Origin of the sequence: Leifsonia aquatica (assembly GCF_014190775.1) — a bacterium.
GTDB lineage: Bacteria > Actinomycetota > Actinomycetes > Actinomycetales > Microbacteriaceae > Leifsonia > Leifsonia aquatica.
On sequence record NZ_JACHVP010000001.1, the window covers coordinates 1865628 to 1891846 of the forward strand.

The 26219-nt window shown below is 71.3% G+C and carries 21 protein-coding genes and 1 tRNA gene; 10 read left to right on the forward strand and 12 right to left on the reverse strand.

Going from position 1 to position 26219, the window contains the following annotated elements:
* Nucleotides 1-24: 24 nt before the first annotated feature.
* The 3 genes from FHX33_RS08960 to FHX33_RS08970 all read left to right on the forward strand — a co-directional run bounded on the left by FHX33_RS08960 (nucleotide 25) and on the right by FHX33_RS08970 (nucleotide 2908).
* Entirely contained in the window at nucleotides 25-948 is a 924-nt protein-coding gene (locus FHX33_RS08960) for an NAD(P)-dependent oxidoreductase (protein WP_021757959.1), read from the forward strand.
* A 53-nt stretch (nucleotides 949-1001) separates the two neighbouring features.
* Nucleotides 1002-2459 (forward strand): NADP-dependent phosphogluconate dehydrogenase, encoded by a 1458-nt coding sequence (gene gndA / locus FHX33_RS08965; protein WP_039921009.1) that lies wholly within the window; start codon nucleotides 1002-1004, stop codon nucleotides 2457-2459.
* A 104-nt stretch (nucleotides 2460-2563) separates the two neighbouring features.
* Complete coding sequence (locus tag FHX33_RS08970; RefSeq protein ID WP_021757962.1) at nucleotides 2564-2908, forward strand: hypothetical protein; 345 nt, start codon at nucleotides 2564-2566, stop codon at nucleotides 2906-2908.
* Here FHX33_RS08970 and FHX33_RS08975 read toward each other — a convergent pair.
* On the reverse strand, nucleotides 2877-3548 hold the full coding sequence (locus FHX33_RS08975) for a TetR family transcriptional regulator (RefSeq protein WP_183428361.1): 672 nt from the start codon (nucleotides 3546-3548) through the stop codon (nucleotides 2877-2879). The genes FHX33_RS08970 and FHX33_RS08975 overlap by 32 nt on opposite strands.
* A gap of 71 nt (nucleotides 3549-3619) precedes the next feature.
* On the opposite strand from FHX33_RS08975, the gene FHX33_RS08980 reads away from it, so the two are divergent.
* Nucleotides 3620-4945 carry a glycosyltransferase gene (locus tag FHX33_RS08980; protein WP_021757007.1) on the forward strand — a complete coding sequence of 442 codons (1326 nt, stop codon included), beginning with the start codon at nucleotides 3620-3622 and terminating at the stop codon, nucleotides 4943-4945.
* Here FHX33_RS08980 and FHX33_RS08985 read toward each other — a convergent pair.
* From FHX33_RS08985 to FHX33_RS08995, 3 genes are all read right to left on the reverse strand, one after another.
* Complete coding sequence (locus FHX33_RS08985; protein WP_021757008.1) at nucleotides 4902-5879, reverse strand: ribose-phosphate diphosphokinase; 978 nt, start codon at nucleotides 5877-5879, stop codon at nucleotides 4902-4904. The two genes, FHX33_RS08980 and FHX33_RS08985, sit on opposite strands and share 44 nt — an antisense overlap.
* Nucleotides 5880-7304 (reverse strand): bifunctional UDP-N-acetylglucosamine diphosphorylase/glucosamine-1-phosphate N-acetyltransferase GlmU, encoded by a 1425-nt coding sequence (gene glmU, locus FHX33_RS08990; protein ID WP_021757009.1) that lies wholly within the window; start codon nucleotides 7302-7304, stop codon nucleotides 5880-5882.
* Between the two features lie 31 nt (nucleotides 7305-7335).
* Nucleotides 7336-7407, reverse strand: a tRNA-Gln gene (locus tag FHX33_RS08995).
* Nucleotides 7408-7492: 85 nt separating this feature from the next.
* Here FHX33_RS08995 and FHX33_RS09000 point away from each other — a divergent pair.
* Together FHX33_RS09000 and FHX33_RS09005 are read left to right on the forward strand one after the other, a co-directional pair.
* Nucleotides 7493-8005 carry a MarR family winged helix-turn-helix transcriptional regulator gene (locus FHX33_RS09000; protein WP_021757010.1) on the forward strand — a complete coding sequence of 171 codons (513 nt, stop codon included), beginning with the start codon at nucleotides 7493-7495 and terminating at the stop codon, nucleotides 8003-8005.
* A gap of 141 nt (nucleotides 8006-8146) precedes the next feature.
* Nucleotides 8147-10663 carry a glycosyltransferase gene (locus FHX33_RS09005; protein WP_021757011.1) on the forward strand — a complete coding sequence of 839 codons (2517 nt, stop codon included), beginning with the start codon at nucleotides 8147-8149 and terminating at the stop codon, nucleotides 10661-10663.
* 13 nt (nucleotides 10664-10676) lie between these two features.
* Here FHX33_RS09005 and FHX33_RS09010 read toward each other — a convergent pair whose 3' ends face one another.
* A complete protein-coding gene (locus tag FHX33_RS09010; protein ID WP_183428362.1) occupies nucleotides 10677-12278 on the reverse strand; it encodes an acyl-CoA dehydrogenase family protein in 1602 nt (533 codons plus the stop codon).
* Nucleotides 12279-12315: 37 nt separating this feature from the next.
* Here FHX33_RS09010 and FHX33_RS09015 point away from each other — a divergent pair, with 37 nt between their 5' ends.
* Nucleotides 12316-12852: a GNAT family N-acetyltransferase gene (locus tag FHX33_RS09015; protein WP_338092010.1), complete on the forward strand. Its 537-nt coding sequence runs from the start codon at nucleotides 12316-12318 to the stop codon at nucleotides 12850-12852.
* A gap of 29 nt (nucleotides 12853-12881) precedes the next feature.
* Entirely contained in the window at nucleotides 12882-14693 is a 1812-nt protein-coding gene (locus FHX33_RS09020) for an ABC-F family ATP-binding cassette domain-containing protein (protein WP_183428363.1), read from the forward strand.
* Nucleotides 14694-14702: 9 nt separating this feature from the next.
* Here FHX33_RS09020 and FHX33_RS09025 read toward each other — a convergent pair whose 3' ends face one another.
* From FHX33_RS09025 to FHX33_RS09055, 7 genes are all read right to left on the reverse strand, one after another.
* Nucleotides 14703-15725, reverse strand: coding sequence for an SIS domain-containing protein (locus FHX33_RS09025; protein ID WP_021764312.1), 1023 nt, complete (start codon nucleotides 15723-15725; stop codon nucleotides 14703-14705).
* A 14-nt stretch (nucleotides 15726-15739) separates the two neighbouring features.
* The gene (locus FHX33_RS09030) at nucleotides 15740-16480 is read right to left on the reverse strand and encodes an ATP-binding cassette domain-containing protein (protein ID WP_021764311.1); all 741 of its coding nucleotides are present in this window, start codon (nucleotides 16478-16480) and stop codon (nucleotides 15740-15742) included.
* Nucleotides 16477-17703: an alanine racemase gene (locus FHX33_RS09035; RefSeq protein ID WP_021764310.1), complete on the reverse strand. Its 1227-nt coding sequence runs from the start codon at nucleotides 17701-17703 to the stop codon at nucleotides 16477-16479. The genes FHX33_RS09030 and FHX33_RS09035 overlap by 4 nt, the downstream gene beginning before the upstream one ends.
* 9 nt (nucleotides 17704-17712) lie before the next feature.
* On the reverse strand, nucleotides 17713-18693 hold the full coding sequence (locus FHX33_RS09040; RefSeq protein ID WP_021764309.1) for an ABC transporter permease: 981 nt from the start codon (nucleotides 18691-18693) through the stop codon (nucleotides 17713-17715).
* Entirely contained in the window at nucleotides 18690-19625 is a 936-nt protein-coding gene (locus tag FHX33_RS09045) for an ROK family protein (RefSeq protein ID WP_183428364.1), read from the reverse strand. The genes FHX33_RS09040 and FHX33_RS09045 overlap by 4 nt, the downstream gene beginning before the upstream one ends.
* Nucleotides 19622-20626, reverse strand: a complete 1005-nt coding sequence (locus FHX33_RS09050) for a phosphotriesterase family protein (RefSeq protein WP_021765075.1) — start codon at nucleotides 20624-20626, stop codon at nucleotides 19622-19624. The genes FHX33_RS09045 and FHX33_RS09050 overlap by 4 nt, the downstream gene beginning before the upstream one ends.
* A gap of 85 nt (nucleotides 20627-20711) precedes the next feature.
* Nucleotides 20712-21836, reverse strand: coding sequence for a substrate-binding domain-containing protein (locus FHX33_RS09055; protein ID WP_021765074.1), 1125 nt, complete (start codon nucleotides 21834-21836; stop codon nucleotides 20712-20714).
* A gap of 228 nt (nucleotides 21837-22064) precedes the next feature.
* Here FHX33_RS09055 and FHX33_RS09060 point away from each other — a divergent pair, with 228 nt between their 5' ends.
* The gene (locus FHX33_RS09060; protein WP_021765073.1) at nucleotides 22065-23237 is read left to right on the forward strand and encodes an ROK family transcriptional regulator; all 1173 of its coding nucleotides are present in this window, start codon (nucleotides 22065-22067) and stop codon (nucleotides 23235-23237) included.
* A gap of 111 nt (nucleotides 23238-23348) precedes the next feature.
* Nucleotides 23349-26189: a helix-turn-helix transcriptional regulator gene (locus tag FHX33_RS09065; RefSeq protein WP_338092011.1), complete on the forward strand. Its 2841-nt coding sequence runs from the start codon at nucleotides 23349-23351 to the stop codon at nucleotides 26187-26189.
* Nucleotides 26190-26219: the final 30 nt, after the last annotated feature.

The following is a 26219-nucleotide window of genomic DNA, read 5'->3' on the forward strand; positions in this document are numbered from 1 at the left end:
AACCGCGTTCACTATACTGATCACATGACGAGCCAACGACAGCCTCGCTCCACCGTCGGCGTCCTCGGGCTGGGCAACATGGGCCGCCCGATGACGCTCAACCTGCTCCGCAGCGGGATCGCCTCCGTCGTCGTGCACGGACGCACGCGCGCCACCCTCGACGAGGCGGAGGCCGCAGGCGCGAACGTCGCCCCAACCGTGCGGGAGCTCGCCGCGCAGAGCGACATCGTGCTCTCGATGCTCCCCGACCTCCCGCAGCTGCGTGATCTGCTCGACGGCCCCGATGGCCTGCTGGCCGGCCTCGACCACCCGCTGCTGCTGGTCGTCGGCTCCACCTCCGCGCCCGACGGCATCCGCGAGCTGGCCGCCGAGCTCGGCTCCCGCACCGACGGCCTCGTCCGCGTGCTCGACGCACCGGTCAGCGGAGGCACGGACGGCGCCGAGGCCGCCGCTCTCGCCATCATGGTCGGCGGCGACCCGGACGATTTCGCTCGCGCGGAGCCTGTGCTCGCCACCATGGGGACGCCCGTCCTGCTCGGCCCGCTCGGCTCCGGCGAGGTCGCCAAGGCCTGCAACCAGATGATCGTCGCCTCCACCATCGTCGCCCTCAGCGAGGCCACCGTGATCGCCGAGCGCGCCGGGCTGGACGTAACGCGACTGCTCGACCTGCTCGGCGGCGGCTACGCTGGAAGCCGTCTGCTCGAGTCGCGCAAACAGCGTCTGGCCGAGAAGGACTACTCGGTCTCCGGGCCGGCGAAGTTCATGGTGAAAGACCTCGGCTTCGCCCGCGCGGAGGCGGAGCGCACCGCGACGGCCACGCCCCAGCTCACGACGCTGCAGGACTTCTTCGGCCGACTGGTGGAGGCCGGCCTCGGCGACGACGACATCACGGTCGCGCAGGGCTTCATCGCCGCCTCCTCCCCCTCCCCGGAGCACACCCTCCCCTGACCTCCCGTCGCGGCACCCGCCGCAGCAGACCACCGAGCACGAAGGAGCACCACGTGTCACAGGAAGCAACCGCCAACATCGGAGTCGTCGGACTGGCGGTGATGGGGTCCAACCTGGCCCGCAACCTCGCGTCCCGCGAGGGCAACACGGTCGCGGTCTACAACCGCACCTACGCCCGCACCGACGAGCTGATCGGCGCCCACCCGGAGGCCGGGTTCGTCGCCTCCGAGTCCATCGACGACTTCGTGGCGTCGCTGGCGAAGCCGCGCACGGCGATCATCATGGTCCAGGCGGGCAAGGGCACCGACGCCGTCATCGACCAGCTCGCCGAGCGCTTCGAGCCGGGCGACATCATCGTCGACGGCGGCAACGCCAACTTCCTCGACACCATCGAGCGCGAGAAGCGGATCAGCCCCTCCGGCATCCACTTCGTCGGCACCGGCATCTCCGGCGGCGAGGAGGGCGCGCTCAAGGGCCCGTCGATCATGCCCGGCGGCTCGGCCGAGTCGTACGAGACGCTCGGCCCGATCCTGGCGTCGATCGCCGCGGTCGCCGAAGGCGAGCCGTGCGTGACCCACGTCGGCACCGACGGCGCCGGCCACTTCGTGAAGATGATCCACAACGGCATCGAGTACGCGGACATGCAGCTCATCGCCGAGGCGTACGACCTCCTGCGCACCGTCGGTGGCCTGGAGCCGGCCGCCATCGCCGACGTGTTCACCGAGTGGAACAAGGGCTACCTCGAGTCGTACCTGATCGAGATCACCGCCGAGGTGCTCCGCCAGGTGGATGCCGAGACCGGCAAGCCGTTCGTCGACATCGTCCTCGACCAGGCCGGGTCGAAGGGCACCGGCGTCTGGACCGTGCAGAACGCCCTCGACCTGGGCGTACCGGTCGGCGGCATCGCCGAGGCCGTCTTCGCGCGCGCCGTCTCGTCCAAGCCGAACCAGCGCGCCGCCGTGCAGGCGACCATCCAGTCGCGCCCGGACGTGCAGAAGGCCGACGACGTCGCCGCCTTCGCCGACGACGTCTCGAAGGCGCTCTACGCGTCGAAGGTCGTCGCCTACGCCCAGGGCTTCGACGCCATCATCGCCGGCGCCGAGAAGTACGGCTGGGACATCAACAAGGACAAGATCGCCAAGATCTGGCGCGGCGGCTGCATCATCCGCGCCCAGTTCCTCAACCGCATCGCCGACGCGTACGACGAGAACCCCGACATCGCCACGCTGCTCGAGGCGCCGTACTTCGCCGACGCGGTGCGCGAGGGCGAGGCCGCCTGGCGCCGCATCGTCGCCACCGCCGCGCTCTCGGGCGTGCCGGTCCCCGGCTTCGGCGCCGCGCTGTCGTACTACGACTCGCTCGCGTCGAAGCGCCTGCCGGCCGCCCTGGTGCAGGGTCAGCGCGACTTCTTCGGCGCGCACACCTACAAGCGCGTCGACAAGGACGGCACCTTCCACACGCTGTGGTCGGGCGACCGCACCGAGATCGAGTCCGAGGGCTCCAGCCACTGACACGCTGAGTCCCCAGCCGTCGAGTACAGGAAAAGTGCTCCGAATCCGCCCGATTCGGAGCACTTTTCCTGTACTCGGGGGCTGCGGGCGACGAGACTCGACACGTGACGTTCGATGAGCACCCGGAGCTGGCCGAGTACGAGCCGCTCGACCGCTCGCCGCGGCAGCGGCGGGTCGTCCTCACGCGCGTGTTCGTGATCCTCGCGCTCTCCGGCCTCCTGCTGCCCGGGATCCTCCTGACCGTCGGGATGCAGACCTCCACCGCCGAGAACACCTGCGCCGTGTACGTGCGCCACTACGAGCCGGACGCGACGGACTCGTCGGCGCGGTTCGAGTTCACCGGCCCGACCGGACCCGGATGGCAGTGCTACGCGCTCAACACCGAGGGCGACGCGACGTTCGTGGCGCCGCTGGGCCTCATCCCCTCGACGCCGCACCGGCTTCCCTGACGAGCAGCCGCACGGTCGCGAGCAGCCAGGTGCTGTAGCGCTCGAACGTCCACCCGCTCTCGCCGACCAGTTGCTGGTGCCCCTCCGGCGACATGACGAACGAGAGCGCATCCGCCAGGTCGCGGCGCCCTGCCTCGTCGAGATCACGGGCGCCCTCCGCGCCCCGCGTGGCCAGGAGGTCGACCATGCTCCCGTAGTCGGCGTGCCGCCGCGTGAGCAGTCCGGACATCGCCGCGCCGACCTCGGCGTCGTCGCGCGCGGCCGAGGTGAAGGCCGCCCACAGGCCGCCCGTGCGGGCGTTCGCGTCGGCGATGAACGGGACGAGCCCCGCGAGCATCCGGTCGGGGTCGTCCAGGGCGGCGATCGCGGCCACCTCCGGGCGGTCCGCCAGGGACTCCTCCCCGGCCTCCCCGGCGAACGCGCGTTCGAAAGCGCCCAGCAGCAGCGCGCGCTTCGGCCCGTGCACCTTGACGCTCTCGACGGAGACGCCCGCGGTGGTCGCGATCTCGGCGAGGGACGCTCCGGCGTACCCGCGCGCGGCGAAGACAGCGGCGGCCGCGTCGAGGATGCGCTCGCGGGTCTGCCGCGCCTGCTCCTGGCGCAGTGACGAGCGGTAGGGGCGCGTGGTCGGCTCCGGCACTATTGACTACCCTTCGCGTGTAGTGAATACTGTTGACGTTTACTCGACTCTAACCCGAAATGCGAGCACCCATGAACATCCTTCTCTGCAGCACCCCGGTCCACGGCCACGTCACCCCGCTCCTCGCCGTGAGCCGGGCCTTCGTCGAGCGCGGCCACCGCGTCTTCTTCCTCACCGGCGCGCGCTACGCCGGCCGGGCGGCCGACACCGGCGCGACCGTCCTCCCCCTCCCGGCCGAGGCCGACTACGACGACACCGACATGGACGCGGCGTTCCCGGGACGGGTCGGCCTCACCGGCCCCGCCGGCATCCGCTACGACATGCGCGCCATCTTCCTGGCACCCGCCCACGCCCAGCTCACGGCGGTCGACGCCGCGATCGCTCGGCACGGGATCGACGTCGTCCTCGCCGAGAGCCTCTTCCTCGGTGCCGCCCTGCTGACCGCCCGTCCGCGCGCCTCCCGCCCGGCCGTCCTCAACCTGGGCATCGTGCCGCTCGGCCTCAAGAGCCGCCACACCGCGCCGTTCGGCCTGGGAGTCGCGCCGAAGCCCGGCCCGGCCGGCCGGCTTCGCAACGCCGCACTCACCCTCGTCGCCGAGAAGGCGATCTTCGCACCCGTGCAGAAGGAGGCTCGGCTCATCGCCCTCGAAACCGGCGCACCCCTCGGCGGCTTCATCCTGGACTGGCCGTCCCGATCGGACGGCGTCGTGCAGTTCACGGTGCCGTCGTTCGAGTACCCGCGCCCGGACGTCACGGTCCCCGTGCACTTCGTCGGACCGGTCTCGCGGACGCAGCGCTCAGACACTCCGCTCCCGGCCTGGTGGGGCGACCTGGCCGACGGCCGGCCGATCGTCCACGTCACCCAGGGCACCGTGGCGAACCGGGAGCTCGGCGACCTCGTCCTCCCCACGATCCGGGCCCTCGCCGGCGCGGACGTCTGGGTGGTCGCGAGCACCGGGGGCCGTCCCGTGGTCGACCTCGGGGAGAGCCTGCCGGCCAACGCGCGCGTCGCGCCGTACCTCCCGTACGACGAGCTCCTGCCGCGCACGGCGGTGTACGTCACCAACGGCGGGTACGGCGGCGTGCACTACGCCATGGAGCACGGCGTCCCGATCGTGATCGCCGGGACCACGGAGGACAAGACGGAGGTCTCCGCCCGCGTCGCGTGGACGGGGGTCGGCGTCAGCCTCCGCACCAACCGGCCGACGCAGGAGGCGATCGCCGATGCCGTGCTGACGGTGCTCGCCGACCGCCGCTACGCCGAGGCGAGCGCGCGGATCGGCGCCGACATCCGTTCGTCGTCGGGGCTCGACGGGGTCGAGCGTGCCGTCGTCGCGGCCTGTGTGCCGGGCGCTACGCCGCCCCGTCGAACATCGACGTCACCGAGCCGTCGGTGAACACCTGCTCGATCGCGTCCGCCAGCAGCGGCGCGATCGGGAGGACGGTGAGCTTGTCCCAGCGCTTGTGCTCCGGGAGGGGCAGCGTGTCGGTGACGACGACCGAGTCGATGACGTCGGACTGCAGCAGTTCGACGGCCGGGTCGCTGAAGACGGCGTGGGTCGCAGCCACGACGACGCCGGTCGCGCCGGCGGCCTTGAGGGCCTCGGCGGCCTTCACGATCGTGCGGCCGGTGTCGATCAGGTCGTCGACCAGGAGGCAGACGCGGCCCTTCACGTCGCCGACGATCTCGTGCACCGAGACCTGGTTCGGGACGAGCGGGTCGCGGCGCTTGTGGATGATCGCGAGCGGTGCGCCCAGCTTGTCGCTCCAGATGTCGGCGACGCGCACGCGGCCCATGTCCGGCGAGACCACGGTGAGGGTCGACGGGTCGAGCTCGCGCTTCATGTGCTCGAGCAGCACCGGCATGGCGAAGAGGTGGTCGACCGGGCCGTCGAAGAAGCCCTGGATCTGAGCGGCGTGGAGGTCGACCGACATGATGCGGTCGGCTCCCGCCGCCTTGAACAGGTCGGCGACCAGGCGGGCCGAGATCGGCTCGCGGCCGCGGCCCTTCTTGTCCTGACGGGCGTACGGGTAGAACGGGGCGACGACGGTGATGCGCTTGGCGGAGGCGCGCTTCAGCGCGTCCACCATGATCAGCTGCTCCATGAGCCACTCGTTGATCGGCGACGTGTGCGACTGGATGACGAACGCATCCGAGCCGCGCACGCTCTCATCGAACCGGGCGTAGATCTCGCCGTTGGCGAAGGTGCGGGCGTCGGTCGGGACCAACTCGCTCCCGAGGCACTCGGCGATCTCCTGTGCGAGGGCGGGATGCGCCCTCCCCGAGATGAGGACGAGGCGCTTCTGGCCGTTCGCGGTGATCCCAGACACTTATTCTCCGCTCTCTTCCGCAGCTCGGGCGGCGTCGGTGCCCGGTCGCTTCTGCGCGACCCAGCCTTCGATGTTGCGTTGCGGGGCGACGGTGATGGCGAGCGAGCCCGCCGGGACGTCCTTGCGGACGACGGTGCCTGCTCCCGTGTACGCTCCGTCACCCATCCTAACGGGCGCCACGAACACCGTGTTCGTGGCCGCACGCACGTGCGACCCGATCTCGGTGCGGTGCTTGTTCACGCCGTCGTAGTTGGCGGTGATGACGCCCGCACCCAGGTTGGACTTCTCGCCCACCTCGGCGTCGCCGACGTAGTTGAAGTGCGCGAGCTTGGTGCCGGCGCCGATGGTCGCGTTCTTGGTCTCGACGAAGGTGCCGATCTTGCCACCCTCGCCCAGCACGGTGCCGGGGCGGAGGTAGGCGAACGGGCCGACGGTCGCGCCCGCGCCGATGACCGCCAGGGTGGCGTCCGTGCGCTTGACGGTCGCGCCCTCGCCGACCTCGCAGTCGAGCAAAGTGGTGTCCGGGCCGATGACCGCGCCGGTCTCGACCACGGTCGCGCCGCGCAGCTGGGTGCCCGGGAGGATGGTGACGTCGGGTGCGAGCTTCGCCCGCACGTCGATCCACGTCGTGGCCGGGTCCTGCACGGTCACGCCGGCGAGCTGCCAGGTGCGCACGAGGAGGGCGTTGAGCTTCGCCGCCATCTCGCTGAGCTGGGCGCGGTCGTTGATGCCCTCGACGAGCCACGAGTCGGCCACCGGGAGCGCGTCGACATCGAAGCCCGCCTCGCGGAGCAGCCCGATCACGTCGGTGAGGTACTTCTCGCCCTGCGCGTTGTCGGTGGTGATCGCCGCGAGCTCGTCGCGCAGCGCGGCCGCGCCGAAGAGGTAGATGCCGGCGTTGATCTCGCCGATGGCCCGCTCGTCGTCGGTCGCGTCCTTGTGCTCGACGATGCGGTCGAGGGTGCCGGCCGCGTTGCGCACGATGCGGCCGTAGCCGGTCGCGTCGGCCGGGAAGCTGGAGAGGATGGTCGCCGCCGACCCGCTGTCGCGGTGCGTGGCGATGAGCTCGCGCAGGGTGGCCGCGTCGAGCAGGGGGACGTCGCCGTTCACGACGAGCACGTCGCCGGAGAAGCCGGCGGGCAGCGCCGCGACGGCCTGCTCGACCGCGCGGCCGGTGCCGGGGACCTCGTCCTGGTCGACGATCACGGCCTCCGGGAGGTCGGCCTCGATGACCGCGGCGAGGCGGTCGCGCTCGTGCCGCACGACGGCGACGACGTGCGCCGCGTCCAGCTCCCGGGCGGTGGCCAGCACGTGGCCCACGATCGGGATGCCGCCGAGCTCGTGGAGCAGCTTCGGGGTCGAGGACTTCATCCGCGTGCCCTGGCCCGCCGCCAGCACGACGATGGCGAGATTCTGGTCGGTCATGTCCCTCCCGGGGTCGGTGTGGCCACTGCCGCTCCGCCTCCAGGACTCGAACCTGGACCTAACAGCTCCAAAGGCTGTCGTGCTGCCATTACACCAAGGCGGAACACGCGGAAAACGCGCAGGTGACAGTCTGCCAGACCCGTCGTGTGCGAGAGGTGTACACGTCGGACGGTGAATACGATGGAGGGATGGGTGACGCACGCGACGGTGGACCGCGCGACGAAGTGGACCGCATCGTCGGGGCGTGGCTGCGCGAGCGCCCCGACCTCGACTTCTCGCCGCTCCAGGTGCTCTCGCGCGTCGACCGCCTGTCCCGGCACCTCGACCGGGCCCGCCGGGCGGCCTTCGACCGCTCGGACCTCGACTCCTGGGAGTTCGACGTGCTCTCGGCCCTCCGCCGCGCCGGCTCCCCGTACCAGCTGAGCCCGAAGTCGCTGCTCCAGCAGACCCTCGTCTCCAGCGGCACGATGACGAACCGCATCGACCGGCTCGTCGCGCGCGGCCTCGTGGAGCGCCGGACCGACCCGAACGACGGCCGGGGCATCCTGGTGCAGATGTCGGCGCAGGGTCTCGCCCGCGTCGACGCGGCGATCACGCGGCTGGTCGACGCCGAGGCCGACCTCCTCGAGGCGCTCTCCCCCTCGGATCAGGAGCGCCTGGCGGCCCTGCTCCGCAAGCTCAGCCTGAGCTTCGACTCCTGACGCCTCGCGCACATTTGTGACGAATGTCGCGAAAGCGCGCGCCAAACCCCACATTCGGCACGAATGTGCGGGGCGCCGCACGCAGCGGTCTCCTGTCGCACTCCCAGGAGACCGTTATCCCGCTCTCATAAACTCGCAGGGATGAGACTCTCCCGACTGAAGCGCCTGCCGTCGCGGGTGAAACGCGCCGCCCGCTTCGAGATCCACGCGCACTGGCGCCGCCAGCCGCTGGTCGCCGGCAGTGTCTTCTACGAGTCCTTCTCGGGCAACGGGATGCTCGACAACCCCGAGGCCGTGTTCCGCGCGCTGCTCGACGCCCCCGACCTCCAGGGCCTGACCCACATCTGGGCGCTGTCCGACCTCGACCAGTACCGGTCGACGGTCGAAGAGTTCGCGGGCGACAGCCGGGTGAGCTTCGTCCGCTACGGCTCCGCCGCGTACTACCGCGCGCTCGCGACGAGCGAGTACCTCGTCAACAACGCGACCTTCCCGCCCGACTTCTCCAAGCGTCCCGGCCAGGTCTACCTCAACACCTGGCACGGCACCCCGCTGAAGCGGATGGGCTACGACATCGAGGACGGCGCGCTCGGCACCGCCAACATCATCCGCAACTTCGTGCAGTCCGACTACCTGCTCTCCGCGAACCCGTTCATGAGCGAGCAGATGTACGAGTCGGCCTACAAGCTGACGGGCATCTACCGCGGCGCCATCGTCGAGGAGGGCTACCCGCGCATCGACCGGCAGTTCCTGGACGACGCGGCGCGCGACGACGTGCGCGCCCGCCTGGTCGCCGCCGGCATCCCGCTCGGCGATCGCAAGGTCGTGCTCTACGCGCCGACCTGGAAGGGCGCGACCTTCGGCCGGCCCACGGACGACCTCGACGAGCTGCTGGACCACATCCACCGCATCGAGGAGCAGATCGACACCAGCCGCTACGCCGTGCTGCTCAAGACGCACCAGTCGGTGCACAAGCTCGCCGCCCACCGGCCCGAGCTGCAGCGACTGCTGGTGCCCAACGAGATCCCGACAAACCTCGTGCTGGGCGTCTCCGACCTGCTCATCTCGGACTACTCGAGCATCTTCTTCGACTTCCTGCAGACCGGCCGGCCGATCGTCTTCTTCACCCCCGACCTCGCCGACTACGCGGGCACCCGCGGGCTGTACTTCGAGCCGGAGGAGTGGCCGGGCCCGGTGTACGAGTCGGCACGGGAGGTCGGCGAGCAGATCGCCCGCATCGCCGCCGACGACGACCGCGTGCCCGAGGAGGCTCGTGAACGGTACGCCTCGATGCAGGAGCGCTTCACGCCCTACGAAGACGGTCACGCCGCCGAGCGCGTCGTCGACATCGTGTTCCGCCGCGCCCGCGACGGGTACCGCCTCCGCACCGGACTCGACCAGGACGGACGTCGGAAGATCCTGCTCTACCTGGGCGGGATGCGCCCGAACGGCATCACGACCTCGGCCCTCAACCTCCTGAACAACATCGACCACGACCGGTACGACGTCTCCGCGCTGTTCTCGCAGAGCCGCTCGGGTGCGTCGATCGCCAAGCAGAAGCAGATCCACCCGGCCGTGCGGCAGTTCCCGCGGGTGGGCGGGATGAACGGCGCGAAGCTCCTCCACCTGGCCCGGCACCTCCACTTCCGCCGCGGCCGGATCGCCGAGCACGCCGAGATCCCGGCGCAGAACCAGCTGTGGGACGACGAGTGGTACCGCTGCTTCGGTGAGAGCCGCTTCGACTACGTGGTCGACTTCTCGGGCTACGGCCCGTTCTGGGCCGCACTGCTGCTGCACTCTCCGGACGCGCAGCGCGCCATCTGGCTGCACAACGACCTGGCCGCCGACGCGCACCGCGAGGTCAACGGCGAGAAGAAGATGCTGCACAGCCTCACGCAGATCTTCACCCTCTACGGCCAGTACGACCACCTCGTCTCGGTGTCACCGACCCTGTCGGACATCAACCGGGAGTCGCTCGCCGAATACGCGGCGCCCGAGAAGTTCCTCTCGGCCCTGAACACCGTCGACGCCGACCACATCCTCGAGAACGCGCAGGCCGACCTGCACGAGATCACCTTCGACGACGAGACCGGCAGCGTCCCCGACTGGGCGCAGGCGCTGCTGGCGGACGACGACGTGACGACGTTCGTGAACGTCGGTCGCCTCTCCCCCGAGAAGAACCAGGGCCGGCTCGTGCGCGCCTTCGCCGCCGTCCACGCGCAGAACCCGAAGACCCGCCTGGTGATCGTCGGCGACGGTCCCCTGGCGGGCGAGCTGGAGGCGCTGATCGCCGAACTGGGACTCGACGGCGCCGCCTTCCTCACCGGGATGCAGCGCAACCCGCACGCGATCATGGCGAAGGCCGACTGCTTCGTGCTCTCCAGCGATTACGAGGGCCAGCCGATGGTCATCCTGGAGGCGCTCGTGCTCGGCCTCCCGATCGTCACGGTCGAGTTCGCCTCGGCCAAGAACGCCCTCCCCGCCGGCAGCGGGCTCGTGGTCCCGCAGACCGACGAGGGCGTGGCGGACGGGCTGCGCGCCTTCCTCGCAGGCGGGGTACCGGACAGCCGGTTCGACTACGCGGCGTACAACCGCAAGGCGGTCGGCGAGTTCTACCGCGCGATCGGCGCGGCCCCCGTGCTCGCCGAGCAGACCCCGTAGCCCACGACGCAGATCAGGCGCGCGCGACGATCGCGGCGGCGTCGACTCCGGAGGGCAGCTCGCCGTAGAGGGAGCCGCGATCCGGGCCGAGCCTCGCGGCCACGAAGGCGTCGGCGACCGCGGCCGGAGCGTGCCGGATGAGCAGCGCGGCCTGCAGGGCGACGGCGAGCGCGGCGACGAGCGGGCGCGCCGACGACTCGTCGGCCGTCGCGAGTGCGGCACGGAGCCGGTCGTGATGGGCGTCGAATTGGGCGTGGCCGCCGCGGGCCGCAGCCAGCTCGGCGTCGAAGGCCTCCCGGCTGGCGGGTTCGCGGCCCAGAGCGCGCAGCACGTCGAGGGCGATGACGTTGCCCGACCCCTCCCAGATCGCCATCACGGGCTGCTCCCGGTAGCGCCGGGCCAGCGGGAAGGCCTCGGTGTACCCGTTGCCGCCGAGGCATTCGAGCGCCTCGTACGCGTGGCCGGGGCCGCGTTTGCAGACCCAGTACTTGGTGACGGCGGTTGCCAGGCGGCGGAAGGCGACGTCGGACTCGGGCGCGTCGGCATCGTGGGCGCGCGCGAGCCGCAGGGCGACCGCGGTCGCGGCCTCCGACTCGAGCGCGAGGTCGGCGAGCACGGCCGTCATCGCCGACTGTTCGACGAGGCGGCCGCCGAAGGCCGCGCGGTGGCGTGCGTGCCACGTCGCCTCGGCGACGGCCTGCCGCATCCCGGCCGCGCTGCCGAGGATGCAGTCGAGCCGCGTGCGGTTGACCATCTCGAGGATGGTGCGCACCCCGCGTCCCTCCTCCCCCAGCAGGTACCCGACGGTCCCGTCGAACTCGACCTCGCTCGACGCGTTCGACCGGTTCCCCAGCTTGTCCTTCAACCGCTGGATGAGGAACACGTTGCGCGTGCCGTCCTCCAGCACGCGCGGCACGACGAAGCAGCTCAGGCCGCCCCCGGTCTGGGCGAGCACCAGGAACCCGTCCGACATCGGGGCGGAGCAGAACCACTTGTGACCGGTGAGCAGCCAGCGCCCGTCACCGGCGGCGATCGCCTGCGTCGTGTTGGCGCGCACGTCCGAGCCGCCCTGCTTCTCGGTCATGGCCATCCCGAACAGCGCCGACGTCTTGCCCGCGACGAGCCGTCCGTCGTACTCGCGGCTCAGCAGGCGCGGCACCCACGCCTCCGCCAGCACGGGATTCGCGGCGAGGGCGGGGACGGCGGCGTGCGACATCGAGATCGGACAGGCGTGGCCGGGCTCGACCTGTGCGAACAGCATGAACGTCGCGGCGCGGGCGACGTTCGCGCCCGGGCGCGGCTCGGCCCATGCAGCGGTGTGGGCGCCGGCGGCGACGGCCGAGCGGATGATGCGCTGGTAGCTCTCGTCGTAGTCGACCTCGTCGATCCGGTTGCCCCACCGGTCGAAGGCGCGCAGCTGCGGCTCGCGCACGTTGGCGCGCTCGGCGTCGGCCTGGAACGCGGCCGTGCCGACGTGCCGGCCGACCTCTCCGAGTTCCGCCGTCGCCCAGCCGGCGTCGTAGCGCTCGACGGCCTCCTGCAGCGGGACGTTCGCGGCGTACTCGTCGAGGTCGACGCGCGGCGGAGGCTGGTTCACGACGGTGTGGGTGCCCATGCGAGGGGAGTCTACTGCGCGCGTCTACGATGATCCGGTGCGCATCCCGGACCTCCACACCGAACGCCTGCTGCTGCGGCGCTGGCGCCCGGACGACGCGCCGTTCGCGTTCGATCTCTACTCGCAGTGGGAGGTGCAGCGCTTCCTCGGCCGCGCGCCGCGCGTGATGTCCGACCCCGCCGAGGCCGAGACGCTCGTGCGCCGGTTGCGGCGGCGGGAGGACGCGCACCGGGCCTACCGGGTGGTCGTGCTCGCGGACGGCGGGGAGGCCGTCGGCACGGTCATGCTCCAGCCGCTGCCCGCCTCCGGTCCGGCCGAACCCCTGCGGCCCAGCGGGGACACGGAGATCGGCTGGCACTTCCACCCGGCCCGCTGGGGCCGCGGGTACGCGACCGAGGCGGCGGGCGCACTGCTCCGCGCGGCCCTCGACGGCGGGCTCGCCCGCGTGCTCGCGGTGACGTATCCGGAGAATGTCGCGTCGCAACGCGTGTGCGAACGGATCGGGATGCGCAGCCTCGGCCTCAGCGACGCGTACTACAACTCCACGATGGAGTTGTTCGAGCGGACCGCGTGACCCCGCGGCCTCGGTACCCTTGAGAGGACATGGCACATCTTCTCGGGGCCGAGGCCCTGCATCTCGAATATCCGACCCGTGTGGTCTTCGACTCCGTCTCGCTGGGCGTGAACGAGGGTGACCGCATCGGCATCGTCGCCCGCAACGGCGACGGCAAGTCGAGCCTGCTCGGGATGCTGGCGGGGCTGCGCTCCCCCGACTCCGGCCGGGTGACCGTGCGCAGCGGGGTCCGGATCGGCGTGCTCGACCAGGCGGACACCCTCGACGACGACGACACCGTCGGGCACGCCGTCGTCGGTGACGCCCCGGAGCACGAGTGGGCGGGCGATCCCCGCGTGCGCGACGTCATCGCCGGTCTGCTCGGCGACCTCGACTGGGAGGCGCGCCTCGGCACGCTCTCGGGCGGTCAGCGCCGCCGCGTCGCCCTCGCGCGGCTGCTCGGCGGCGACCACGACATCCTCGCCCTCGACGAGCCGACCAACCACCTCGACGTGGAGGCCATCACCTGGCTGGCCGAGCACCTGAAGCGGCGCTGGGCGGCCAGCTCCGGCGGGCTGCTGGTCGTCACGCACGACCGCTGGTTCCTGGACGAGGTGTGCACGATCACGTGGGAGGTGCACGACCGCGTCGTCGACGCCTTCGAGGGCGGCTACGCGGCCTACATCCTGCAGCGCGTCGAGCGCGACCGGCAGGCCGCCTCGATCGAGCAGCGCCGTCAGAACCTCGCCCGCAAGGAGCTGGCCTGGCTGCGGCGCGGCGCCCCGGCCCGCACCTCCAAGCCGAAGTTCCGCATCGACGCGGCGAACGAGCTCATCTCCGACGTGCCCGAGATCCGCGACCGGGTGGCTCTGCAGTCGCTCGCGGTCGCCCGTCTCGGCAAGGACGTCGTCGACCTGCTCGACGTCTCCGTCTCCTACGGCGAGAAGCCGGTGCTCCGCGACATCGAGTGGCGCATCGCCCCGGGCGAGCGCACGGGCATCCTGGGCGTCAACGGCGCCGGCAAGTCCACCCTCCTCGACCTGGTGTCCGGGACGCTGGAGCCGTCGAGCGGCCGGGTCAAGCGCGGCAAGACCGTGCGGGTCGCGACCCTCACCCAGCGGCTCGACGAACTGGAGCAGCACCTCGACGACCCGGTGCGTGTGGTGATCAGCAGCCTCCGCACGGAGTACACGATCGGCACGGGCTCCAAGGCGCAGGCGCTCACCCCGGCCCAGTTGCTCGAACGCCTCGGCTTCTCGTCCGCCCAGCTCTCCACGCCGGTGAAGGACCTCTCGGGAGGCCAGAAGCGCCGCCTCCAGCTGCTCCTCATCCTGCTCGACCAGCCCAACGTGCTGATCCTCGACGAGCCCACCAACGACCTCGACACGGACATGCTCGCGGCGATGGAGGACCTGCTCGACTCGTGGGCGGGCACGCTCATCGTCGTGTCGCACGACCGGTACTTCCTCGAGCGCGTCACCGACCAGCAGTTCGCGATCCTCGGCGGGCATCTGCGTCACCTGCCCGGCGGAGTGGACGAATACCTGCGGTTGCGCAAGCTGGAGGAGCAGCACGCCGGCAGCGGCGCCGGATCCGCGGCGACCGCGGCCCCGACGTCCGGCTCGGCCGCTCCCGCACTCGGCGGCGCCGACCTGCGCGCGGCTCAGAAGGAGGTCGCCGCCCTCGAACGTCGCCTCGGCAAGCTCCAGCAGCAGATCGACAAGGCCCGCACGGCCCTCGCCGACCACGACCAGGCCGACTACGTCGGACTCGGCACGAAGATGGAGGCCATCAGCGCTCAGGAGCGCGAGGTCGAGGAGCTCGAGACCCGCTGGTTCGAGCTGACGGAGGCGCTGGGATAGTCGTCCCGTTCAGGTCGTGAGCGTGACCTTCCGCAGCCCCTCCGGCTGATCCGGGTCTTTGCCCGAGGCGATGGCGAGCGCCAGGGCGAGACGCTGCAGGGGAACGATCTCGGCGAGCGGAGCCCACGTCTCCCCGACGGCCGCCACACGCAGACGCACGCGAGCGGACGGGACGATCCCCGGGCCGACCTCGACGACGACCGCACCGAGGTCCGCCGCGCGCTCCCCGAACTCCAGAACGGACGCCCGCCCGGCTTCGGCGGCCGTGAGCAGCACGACCGCCGTTCCGGGGACGACCTGCCCCAGCGGTCCGTGGATCGCGTCGGCGGCACTCCAGCCCGATGCCGCGATCGCGTTCGTCTCCATGAGCTTGAGCGCTGCCTCCTTGGCGGAGGACATCGAGAGCCCCCGCCCCGCGACGAGCACGCGGTCGCGCCCGGCGAGCTCGTCGGCCGCGGCGAGGATGTCCGCGTCCTCCCGCAGGTCTGCAGCCACTCCGTCCGCGAGCCGGTCGATCGCATCGTCCAGCTCGGACCAGTCGCGGCCGGCTGCGCGCAGGATCGTCAGGGCCAAGGCGAGGAGTTCGGCCGTGTAGGTCTTCGTCGCTGCGACGGCGAGCTCCGTGCCGGCAGCGAGGTCGACCGAGACGTCGCCCGAGAGCGCGAGAGCGCTCGTCCGGTCGTTGGTGTAGGACACCACCGGAACACCGGCATCGGAGATCGCGTGAACCGTCGCCAGGAGGTCCGGCGACCGGCCCGACTGCGAGACCGCGAGGGCGACCGTTCGTGGGTAACGCAACCGCGCCCCGTGCACCGTCACGCTGGCCGGCGTGGTGAGCGCCGCCGGAACTCCGAGCACCGTGTGGACCAGATATTGCGCGTACATCGCCGCGTGGTCGCTGGACCCGCGCGCCGCGAGGAGGATCAGCTCCGGATCGGCGCGAGCGATGACGGCAGCAGCTGCGTCGATCTCGTCGCGCCGGGCGAGGAGAACGCGCCAGCGGGCGGGCTGCTCCGCGATCTCGGCCCGCATCCACTCTCCCCCGGTCACGAGCGCAGACCGGTGATCATGGCGACGAGCTCGTTGTGCGAGACATCCGCGACGTCGTGCGTCGCCACCTGGGTCCCTCGTCGCAGCACGGTCACCCGGTCCGCGATCCGGAACACCTGCTCCATGTTGTGGCTCACGATCAGCACGGCCGCACCGCGCTCCTTGAGCTTGAGGATGAGCTCCTCGACCTTGGCGGTCTCGGCGACGCCGAGCGCGGCGGTCGGCTCGTCCATCAGCACCAGGCTGCTGGCCCAGTGCGTCGCGCGGGCGATCGCGATCCCCTGACGCTGGCCGCCCGAGAGATCGCTGAGCGTGGCACGGGCCGAGGGGATGCGCACGTCCAGCTGATCCACCAGGGTCTGGGTCTCCGCGGCCATCCGCTTGCGGTCCAGCGTGCCGAACGGCGGGCGCCGCAGCTCACGGCCGAGGAACATGTTCATGTAGACCGGCTGCAGGTCGACGAGCGCCAGATCCTGATACACGACCTCCACACCCTTCGCGCGGGCGTCGGAGGGGTCGCGGAACGCGGTCCGCTCGCCGTTCAGCCGGATCTCGCCCGCCGTGGGCTGGTAAAGGCCGGAGATGATCTTCACGAGGGTCGACTTGCCGGCCCCGTTGTCGCCGACAAGGGCCACGATCTGACCGGCCTCGACCTCCAGGTCGAAGCGCTTGATCGCGACGATGCCGCCGAAGTGCTTGGTGATGCCGTCCAGACGGAGCGGTGCGGGTGCGGTCATGCTTTCCTCCCGATGCCGGCGAGAGCGTCGCCGATGGTGAGCGGTGCGGAGCCGTCGGCCGACCAGATGCCGGCGACGGAGGGTGTGCCTGTCGAGAGGCCGGCGATCCCGGCGGTGAGTCCACGGGTGACGAAGACCTGCGGACGGAAACCGAAGAGCACGGTGTCGCCGGGTACCACGGCGCGACCCTCGAGCGGCACCGTCGCGTAATAGTCGATCGCCTCGGCCGCGGGCATATCGACCCGCAGGGCGGGAGCGTCCACCGGGTCGACGCCGTCGCCGACGAGCAGCGCGTCGGTCCTGCCGTCTCCGAGAACGGGGTCGACGTAGAGTCCGCCACCGAACACATAGGCATCGCCCTGATAGAGGTGGGAGACCTCGGAGACGTAGGCGATGGCGGGGTCTTCGGCGAGATCCTGCACCGCGTGCAGCGGAGTCGTCCCCGTGAGACCGTGCCCCGGCTCCACTTGTGTCGCCCCCGCCTCCGCGAGTGACGAGAGGATGCTCGCAGAGGTGGTGCCGGGCGCGTTCACCTGCACGCCGGTGCGGCCCGCAGCCTCCAGTGCTCGGAGGGCCCGCGTGAGGGTGCCGAGGTTCGGGGTCGGCCGGGCCGTCCCCGTACCGGCGTCGAACAACGTCGCCGGGAAGGTGGTGACGCCGGCGAAGCGGATACCGGGCACCGCGTCGAGCCGATCCGCGACGGCCACGATGTCGGCCGCATCGAAGCCGCCCTCGTGCCCGCGGTAGAACCGGTCGCCCGGGGCCGCGATCCGGGCCAGGACGTCCTGCTCGCGTCCCGAAGCCAGGGCGGCCGCGCCGGCTTCCGCAGCCTTCCGGTCGTCGAAGACCGTCCAGTAGAGCGGTGCCAGGGCATCGGCTTCCCGAGCGCGGTGCCGCGGGATCTGGACCAGATGTCCGAGGTGACCCGTCCGCAGTCCGCCCGCTGCCGCAGCCACGGCGCACTCGAGGTCGACCCCGACGGCGTGGTCGATGCCGCCCGCGGCGATCGCACGCGACGCATCGGGGTTGCGCCCGATCTGCTTGGTCATCGCGAAGGGGGTCAGGCCGAGCCGAGCGGCCTCGGCCGCGAGCACGGCGCTGTTTCGAGTGACGGCATCCAGGTCGATGACGTAGGTGTTCGGCGGGATCTCGCCGGAACGGTGGAAGCGGGCCGCGGCTCGGAGGAGGTCCGGGTTGCGGCGGCGGAGGAGGTCGAGGAACATCCTGCGGTCCTAACTGCTCTTCTTGGCGCGGAGCGACAGAGACACCGCGATGAGGATGATGACGCCGCGCACGATCATCTGCTGCGCCACCGTGAGGCCGCCGAGGAGGAGGCCGTAGTTGATCATGCTCATGAACAGACTGCCGACGAGGGCGCCGATCATCGAGCCTTTGCCACCGGTGAGGGCCGTTCCTCCGACGATGACCGCGGCGAGCACGCTCATCAGGTCGGACCCGCCCAACGTGTAGGTGGCACCCGAGAGACGGCCCGCGTAGAGCAGACCGGCCAGGCCGGCCGTCGCACCCGAGATCACGAACACGATCATCGTGATGCGTGTCGTGCGGATGCCGCTGACCGACGCCGCGGCCGCTTTGTTGCCCACCGCCAGTACGTGCGCGCCGAACCGCCGCTGGCGGAGGACGTGCCAGCCGATGGCCACGACCGCCACGCTCCACCACACCAGGATCGGGATGCCGAGCAGCGTGCCGCCGCCGAAGATCCAGGTGAACACCGGCTCCGTCACGGGGACGGACTGCAGATTCGTCGCCTGCTGCGCGAGTCCGGCGACGAGCCCCATCGTCGCCAGCGTGACCAGGAACGAGGGCAGACGCACCAGCGTGACGAAGATGCCGTTGACGAGCCCGACCACCGCACCGGTGGCGAGTCCGGCGAGCGCAGCGAGCCACCACTGATGGGTGCCCTGCAGGGTCACCGCCGCCGCGAGCGCCGCCAGCGCGACGACCGAGCCGATCGACAGGTCGATCTGGCCGAGACTGAGGACGAAGACCGCGCCGACGGCCATGACGGTGATCGGCGTGGCCTGGGTGACGATGTTGACGAGGGTCGTGGCGTTGAGGAAGTTCGCGCCTTGGGTGACCGCGAAATACGCGAACACGACGACGAATCCGATGTAGACGACGTACTGCCGCCAGTCCGTACGACGGAGCCGCTCGGCTACCGTCGGTCTCCCATCGTGCTGGGTCACGGTCATGATGCTTCTCTTTCTGTGCTGGTCACGAGGGTGTCGATGGCGAGCCGGACGGCCCCGAGGATGGGGGCGGCCGACCCGAGCGCGCTGACGCGCACGCGGAGCGCGGGGCGGCCGAGGCGGGCGAGCCAGGTGCGAAGCGGAGGGAGCAGCTCGACCCGGCCGCCGATGCCGCCTCCGAGCACGAACAGGCCGGGGTCGACGACGGCGTCGAGGGCGACGAGCGCATGGGCCAGCCAGCGGGCTTCCTCGTCCAGGGCTGCGAGCGCGTCGGGGTCTCCTGCGCCGGCGCGCTCGAAGACGTCGTGGGCCGTGATCTCCCCCGTCGCGCCCACGGCCTCCGCGTAGCGGCGGGCGAGCACGTCGCCGGCGAGTTTCTCCTCGAGCGCCCCGCGACGCTGGTTCCGGGGGTCGAGCGGGTCGGTCCCGATCGGGAGGTACCCGACCTCGCCCGCTCCGCCCGACGCACCGCTCCAGAGTCGGCCGTCGAGCACGAGGCCGACCCCGATACCGGTGCCGACGGCGACGAACGCGAAACTGGACTCGCCCCGGCCGACCCCGTCGGTCAGCTCGCCGAGGGCGGCGATGTTCACGTCGTTCTCGATCACCACCGGGTGGCCGAGCCGGGCCTCCAGCTCTCCGACCAGACCCACGTCGTCCAGCTCTCCGAGGTTCGGTGCAAGGCTGAACGTGCCCTCCTCGTCATCCGGGACTCCGGCTCCGCCGATCGCCGTCGCGACGACGCGTGCACCGCCGACGGATGCGGTGAGCCGCTCCACCAACCGCTCGAGTTGGCCGAGCAGTTCCGGGCCGCGCCGGGTCGGCTCGACGAGCTCGTTCAGCACCGCTCCGTCGACTCCCGCGATCCCGGCCCGGACCTTCGTGCCACCGAGATCGATGCCGACCACGACCTCGCGTGCGCCTCCCGCGCTCATGCCGCTCCCAGCACAGTCGCCGGGTTCACCGCGGTCAGCTGATCGATGGCGTCCTCCGTGACGCCGCGTTCTCGCAGCAGCGGCAGGAACACGGCGCCGAGATAGGAGTAGCCGTGCATGCCGTGAGTGCCGGGGTTCAGCCAGACTTCGGCTCCGGTGAGGTCTTGCGCGAGCAGGACGCGGTCCGCCAGGCCGTCCTCCACGAGGCCGGCGACGAGGTCGGCACGCCCCGCATCCGAGCGGTGGAAGGCGCGCTTGCCGTACTCGCCGTCGGACCGATCCCCGTCCGGGCCCAGGAAGAAGTCCCAGTCCTCTTTGCCGATGGTGTCGACGGCGATACGTGCACCCGCGTCGATCACCCGGCGCGGAAGCTCGGCCGTCAACTGCGTGTCGACATGACCGACGACGACGCGATCGAGGTCGACGCCCTCCTCACGCAGGATGTCCAGCTGCTCGATGGCCTCCGTCCCATGGGTGGTGTGGGTCATGATGGAGAGCCCCGTCTCCCGCTGAGCGCGGGCCACGGCCCGCAAGCACTTCTCCTCGTGCGGGGTGATCTCACCGAGGCCGGTCGCCTGTTCGCCGAAGACTCCCGCTCGAACCCCCGAGCGCCCGATCCCTGTCGTCGCGTCGGCGACCAGTCGCGCCGTCAACTCGTCGACTCCCGCCTCCCGTGCCCAGGCCGGAGCGTAGGACTGCAGATACAGCGCCGTTCCCGTGACGATGTGGAGCCCGGTGCGCTCGGCGATCTCGACGAGGAGGGAGACGTTGTCCCCGTCGGCGTCGCGTCCGACGACGTTGTAGGGGCTGAGGTCGACGACGGTGCGGAAGCCCAGCTCGGGGAGGCCGGCCAGGGCTTCGACGGCACGCTCGACGGCATCGGGCCGCGTTCCACCTGTCAGCCAGGGGCCGGGGACGAGCGAGAGCAGGTGTTCGTGGGGCATGACCCGGCCGAGCTGGTCGGCGGGGACGGGCCCGAGGACGGTGGTGACGTACGTCATCGGGTTCTCTTCCTGTGGTGCGGAGCGTGCATGTGGGAGAAGAAGACGGGCGGCCGACGGGGGAGATCGACCGCCCGCCGGTCGGTCAGCCGCCGGTGACGGACGACGGCGGCTTGGTGCCGTAGTCGGCTTCCCAGCCCTTGTCCAGATCGGCCTTGGTGACCTTGGTCGGATCCGAGGCGACGAGTTCGGGGGCGGCCTTGCCGATCACGCCGTAGGCTCCGGCGAGAGCGAGCCCCTTGCCGATGCCGAGCGATCCGTTGCCGACCATGCCCGCGACGGTGTCTCCCGACACCATCGCCGCACCGAGGGTGGTGTCCAGATCGTTGGTGACCACCTTGATGTCGGTGCGCCCGGAGGCCTTGATCGCGGCGACCACTCCCTGGGCGGCGGTCGCCCACGAGACGTAGATCCCCTTGAGGTTCGGGTGCTTGGCGATCATGGCTGCGGCGATGCTCTGGGTCGCGGTCTCGTCGGCGAATCCTTCGTCGTCGACGATCTTCACGTCGGGGTACTCGTAGGCGAGCCAGTTCTTGAAGGAGGTGTCCCGCTGGTTCGTGAACCAGAAGTTCGCGTTGTACGAGAGGTATCCGATCTCGCCCTTCTTGCCGAGTGCGTCACCGAGGATCTCGGCGTTGTCGCGCCCGGCCTTCGCGAGATCCTCGGTGACGATCGAGACGAAGTCCGTGCCTGCCTTGTACCCTGCCGGCGGCGTGGTCATGATGACGAGCTTGATGCCGGCGTCGACGACCGGCTTGAACGCCGTCGCGGCCGACGTCGGGTCGACGGCGATGGCGACGACGATGCTCGGGTGCAGGGCCAGCACGGTCTGGACGTTGTTGGCCTGGGTCGCAGCGTTGAACCCGGCCTGCGTGCTGGCCACCACCTTGATGCCGAGCTTCGCGAACTCCTGCCGCGCGCCCTTCTCGACCGCGGTGACGAAATCGGAGGAGGTGTGCCAGACGAAGGCGGCCGTGTAGGTTCCTGCCTTCACCTTCGCCTCCTCGTCCGCCGTCAGAGTGAGGTCCGAAAGCGGGCCGGGCTTCTCTCCGTTCGGGCCGGTGAATTCGAGGCTCGGCTTGGCGGCCGGGGTGGAGGAGGCGGCCGGGGTGTCGGCTGCCGAGCAGCCGGAGAGAGCGAGGATCACGGTGACGGCGCCGACGAGCGCGGCGCGCAGGCCGCGGCGTCGCAGGGGGTGTGCTGTGTTCATGGGTTACCTTCCGGGAGCGGTTTGTGGACTCCTGTCGCGGTGATGTCCCCCGGGTAAGCGCACCCCGTCACCGTTGACTTGTTGAATCATTTTGATTTCAACAAGCAATCAAAGTCAAGAGGAATTTTGTGTCAGGCGTGTTTCGGTGGCGTGAAATGCCAATTACCATCACTCCGAGCGCGAATTCGGCTAGATTTGAGTTCACACTGACGAGAATGGGGATGGTGAATGGTGCAGGACACCCGTCAGCTCAATCGAGAAGCCGTGCTCACGGCGCTCTTCGCCTCCCGCCCGGCCAGTCGCAAACTCATCGCCGAACGATCCGGCATCTCGCCCGCCACGGTCACCCGCTCGGTCGAGCAGCTCCTCGCGGAGGGCATCGTCACCGAGACGAGCGAGATCATCTCGGAGTCACGCGGGCGACGGGCCGTCGAACTCGACATCGTCGCCGACCGCCACTTCGCCATGGGCATCGACTTCGGAGCGACGAACACCCGGATCCTCGTCATCGATCTGCTGGGCCGCACGATCGTGCGCCGGTCCGTGCCGACGCCGACCCACGAGGACGTCGAGCTCCTCACCGAGTGGCTCGCCCGCGAGGTGACGGCGACCGCCGGGGACGCCTGGGATCGGGTCGCCTCCGTCTGCCTCGGCATGCCGGGCGCCGTCGGGCGGCAGCGGACCGTCTCCAATGCCCCGAATCTGCCTCAGGTCGAGACGCCGGGCTTCCTCGACGGTGTGGAGAAGGCCCTCGCGCGCCCGATGGGATTCGACAATGATGCCAACTACGCCCTCCTCGGCGAGCTGCACTACGGCGCGGCGACGAACTCTCCGAACGCCGCCATGCTGACGATCGGATTCGGCCTCGGAGCCGGCCTCGCGATCGACGGTCGCATCCTCCAAGGCGAGCGCGGGCTCATCGGCGAGTTCGGTCAGCTCCCGATCGGTCCGCTCGGAGCGCGCCTCGAGCACATGGTCACCGGAAGCGGGATCATGCGGCGCGCGGCGGAAGCCGGGGTGGCCCTCGCCGAGCCGGCCGAGCTGTTCGCCGCCGACGCACCGCCCGCTCTCCTCGGCCTCCGCGCCCAGTTCGATCAGGCCCTGAGCATCGTGCTCGCGGCAGTGACCGTCGCGTGTGATCCCCAGACCATCGTGCTGGGCGGCGGGATCGCGACCTCGCTCGCGCCGGCGCTGGACCGATACCGGATCGCACTCGAGCAGAGCCTGCGGGTGTCGCCGGCGATCGTCACGGCCCGCCTCGGCGCCTACTCCGGCGCGGTCGGCGCAGCGGTCGCCGCCGTCCACCGGATCTACGCACAGCTGGGAGTGCATCCCGACACCATCGTCCGCCTGCCTGGCGGGGACGCGATCGTCGTGGATCTCCCTCCTCTCGGCGGCTGATCGCCCCCTGGACGGGTGATGCTGAGAGGCACTCACGATATGGGAGGATCGAACGGATCAGCTGTCCCGCCCCGACCCGCCCGCGGCAGCCGGTCGGAGACGGGGAGCCACGTGAGCAGCGACGATCAGCCGGCGGCCGCCAGGCCGCTCTTCGGCCGTGAACGCGCTCGCGAGACCGTGCTGCTCGTCGCCCACCGTGCGATGGACCGCGGCGGCGCCGTCCTCGTCACCGGAGAGGCGGGTCTCGGCAAGACGACCCTGCTCACCGACGTCGCCGAGCGACTGGACGGCTGGACCGTCCTGCGCGTGCACGCCGACTCGTTCGAGTCCGACCTCGCCTACGCCACCGTGGAGACCCTGGTGCGCGGCCTCAACAGCATCAGCGGCGCCGGCATCCGGCCTCCCGCGCCCGGTGACGACCCCCTGACCGTCGGGCGCCTGTTGCTCGACGCGATCGATGGAGTGTCCGGGCCCGTGTGCCTGATCGTCGACGACTCGCAGTGGGTCGACGAGCCCTCCGCCCGCGCACTGCGCTTCGTGGTCCGCCGGCTGACCGACCAGGGCTTCCTGTTCGCCGCGGCCACCCGGCCGCAGCCGAACAGCGTCGTCGCTCTGTTCGACGATGTGGCCGCCTCGACGGTCAACCACGCCCGGGTCGAGCTCACGCCGCTGACCGTCGCGGACACCCAGGACCTTGCGCAGCACCTCCTCGGCCACGCGATCTCGCGGCGCACGGCCACACGCCTCACCGATGCGACCCAGGGCTCTCCCCTGCTGCTGAGCGTGCTGCTCGGCCAGCTGCGCGACACGTTCGCGCAGGCGCTGCACCCCGCCGGCTGGGACCTCCCGGTCGCCGCCATCACGCCGCTCTCCACCGCCATCTCCTCAGCCCTCGAAGGCGCCGATCCGGCCGTGCGCACCGCCGCCGAGATCGTCGCCGTGCTCCGCGACCCGCTCCCGATGCCTGTCGTCGGGACGATCGCCGACCGGCTCGGCGTCTCCGCCGACGTGCACGGCGCCGTCTCCCGCGGGCTGGTGCTCGCCTCCCCCCGCGACGGGGTCCTCTGGGTGGAGCCGGCGCACGCCATCCTCGCCGACGCGCTGGCCGCCGACCTCACGCTCGACCGCCGCGTCGCGGTCCACCGCATCGCCTCCGAGGTGCTGACCGGGCACCGCGCACTCCGCCACCGCGTGGAGGCCGCCGACCGCACCGACCCGACCCTCGTCGACGAGCTGCTCACCGCCGCCCTCGACGCCGCCGAACTCGGCCGGGCCGAGCAGGCGCTCAGCTACGCGCGCTCGGCCGTGCACCTGGCGACCGGGGCGGAGCGCGACCGCGCGCTGCTGGAGATCGGGCTGCTCGCGATGCGGTTCCGCATGCACGAGCGCGTGCTCGACCTGCGCGACGCGATCGAGGCCATCGCACCGTCTCCCGTGCGCGACGCCGTGCTGCTCGAGCTGCGCACCCTCTCCCGCGACGCCCCCGGTGCCCTGGCGCTCGGCCTCGCGCTGGAGGCCGCCCCGGCGACCACGCCCGACGAGCGTGCCATCCGCACCCACGTGGCCGAAGCGCTGCCGAAGGTCTTCATGGCGATGGGCGACTTCGCCTCCGTGCTCGACCACCTGGACCGCGCCCGCGAGCTGATCGCGGACTGCCCGCGGCCCGAGGAGGTCGCCGACCCGGCGCTGCGCTGGATGGCGCATCCCGAGGAGCATCTCGTGCGCCTCCTGGGCTGGGCGCTCAACTCCGCCGCCCACGCCCGCCGGCCCGACCTCTACGGACCCCTGACGCTGGAGCTCGACGACCTCCTCTCCCGCCATGAATCGCCGGCGGCGGTGGACGCCCTGGTTTCACGCTCGCGGGTGTCCGTGCTGGGCGGCGACATCGAGCGCGCCCGGATCGACCTCAGCGCCGCGAACGACCTCGTCCGCCGGTTCCCGTCGAGCTGGACGGCCGGCTTCGCCCGCACGATCTTCGCCCACATCCTCTTCCTCGTCGGCGAATGGGAGGAGTCGGTCACCCTGGCCGATACCGCGGTCGCCCTCGCCCTCGACGAGACGGACCTCTCCTGCTGGCCGATCGCGCTCTGGGCGTCCGCGCTGGTCCGCGCCGGCCGCGGCGAGACCGAGGCCGTGGAGGAGCGCCTGCGTGCGGCGGCGCAGGCCGACCCGCGCATCACCGGCTCGTACGACGGCGACCTGCCGTTCATCGCCCGCGCCGAGCTCGCCCGCGCGACCGGGCGCCCGGAGGACCAGCTCGCGGCGACCGCCGACGCCGAGAAGGCGGCCACCCGCGCCTCCACCCTCGGCTGGCTCACCTACCGGGTCGACGCGCTCGCCACCCTCGGCCGCGCCCCGGACGCCCGTGCCGCCTACGAGCGGTGCACGGAGCCCGGGCTGTGGCGGCCGTACTACGGCTCCCTGCGCTGGCTCGAGGGCCGGGTGCTGGAGGCCGAGGGCGGCACCGAGGACGCGGTCGCCGCATACCTCGACAGCATCGACGATCCCGCCGCCGCCCCGTTCCCCTTCCCGCGCGCCGTCGCCTCCCTCGACGCTGCCCGGCTGCTCGTCGACTCCCGCGCCGACGACGACCGCGCGACCCGCCTGCTGAGCGATGCCGCGGCCACGTTCCGCCGTCTGGGCGCGTCCGGCTACCTCGCCCGCTGCGCGCACCTCCTCGACGCGCTCCAGGTCGCGGCGCCGGCGACCGAGGCCGCCGACCCCCTCGCGGCTTTGACGACGCGCGAGCGGCAGGTCGCCCACGCCCTCGCCGCCGGCATGACCAACAAGGAGATCGCCGAGCGGCTGTACGTCTCGGTGACGACCGTCAACTTCCACGTCCGCAACATCCTGTCGAAGCTGGGCCTGCGTTCGCGTCGCGACCTGCGCAGCCTCGGCATCGCCCGCCGCCGCCCCGCCCGTACGAGCAGCAGCAGCGCCGTCCGCGGGTGACCCGTCAACTCTTGACGGTTTCCGCCCGTA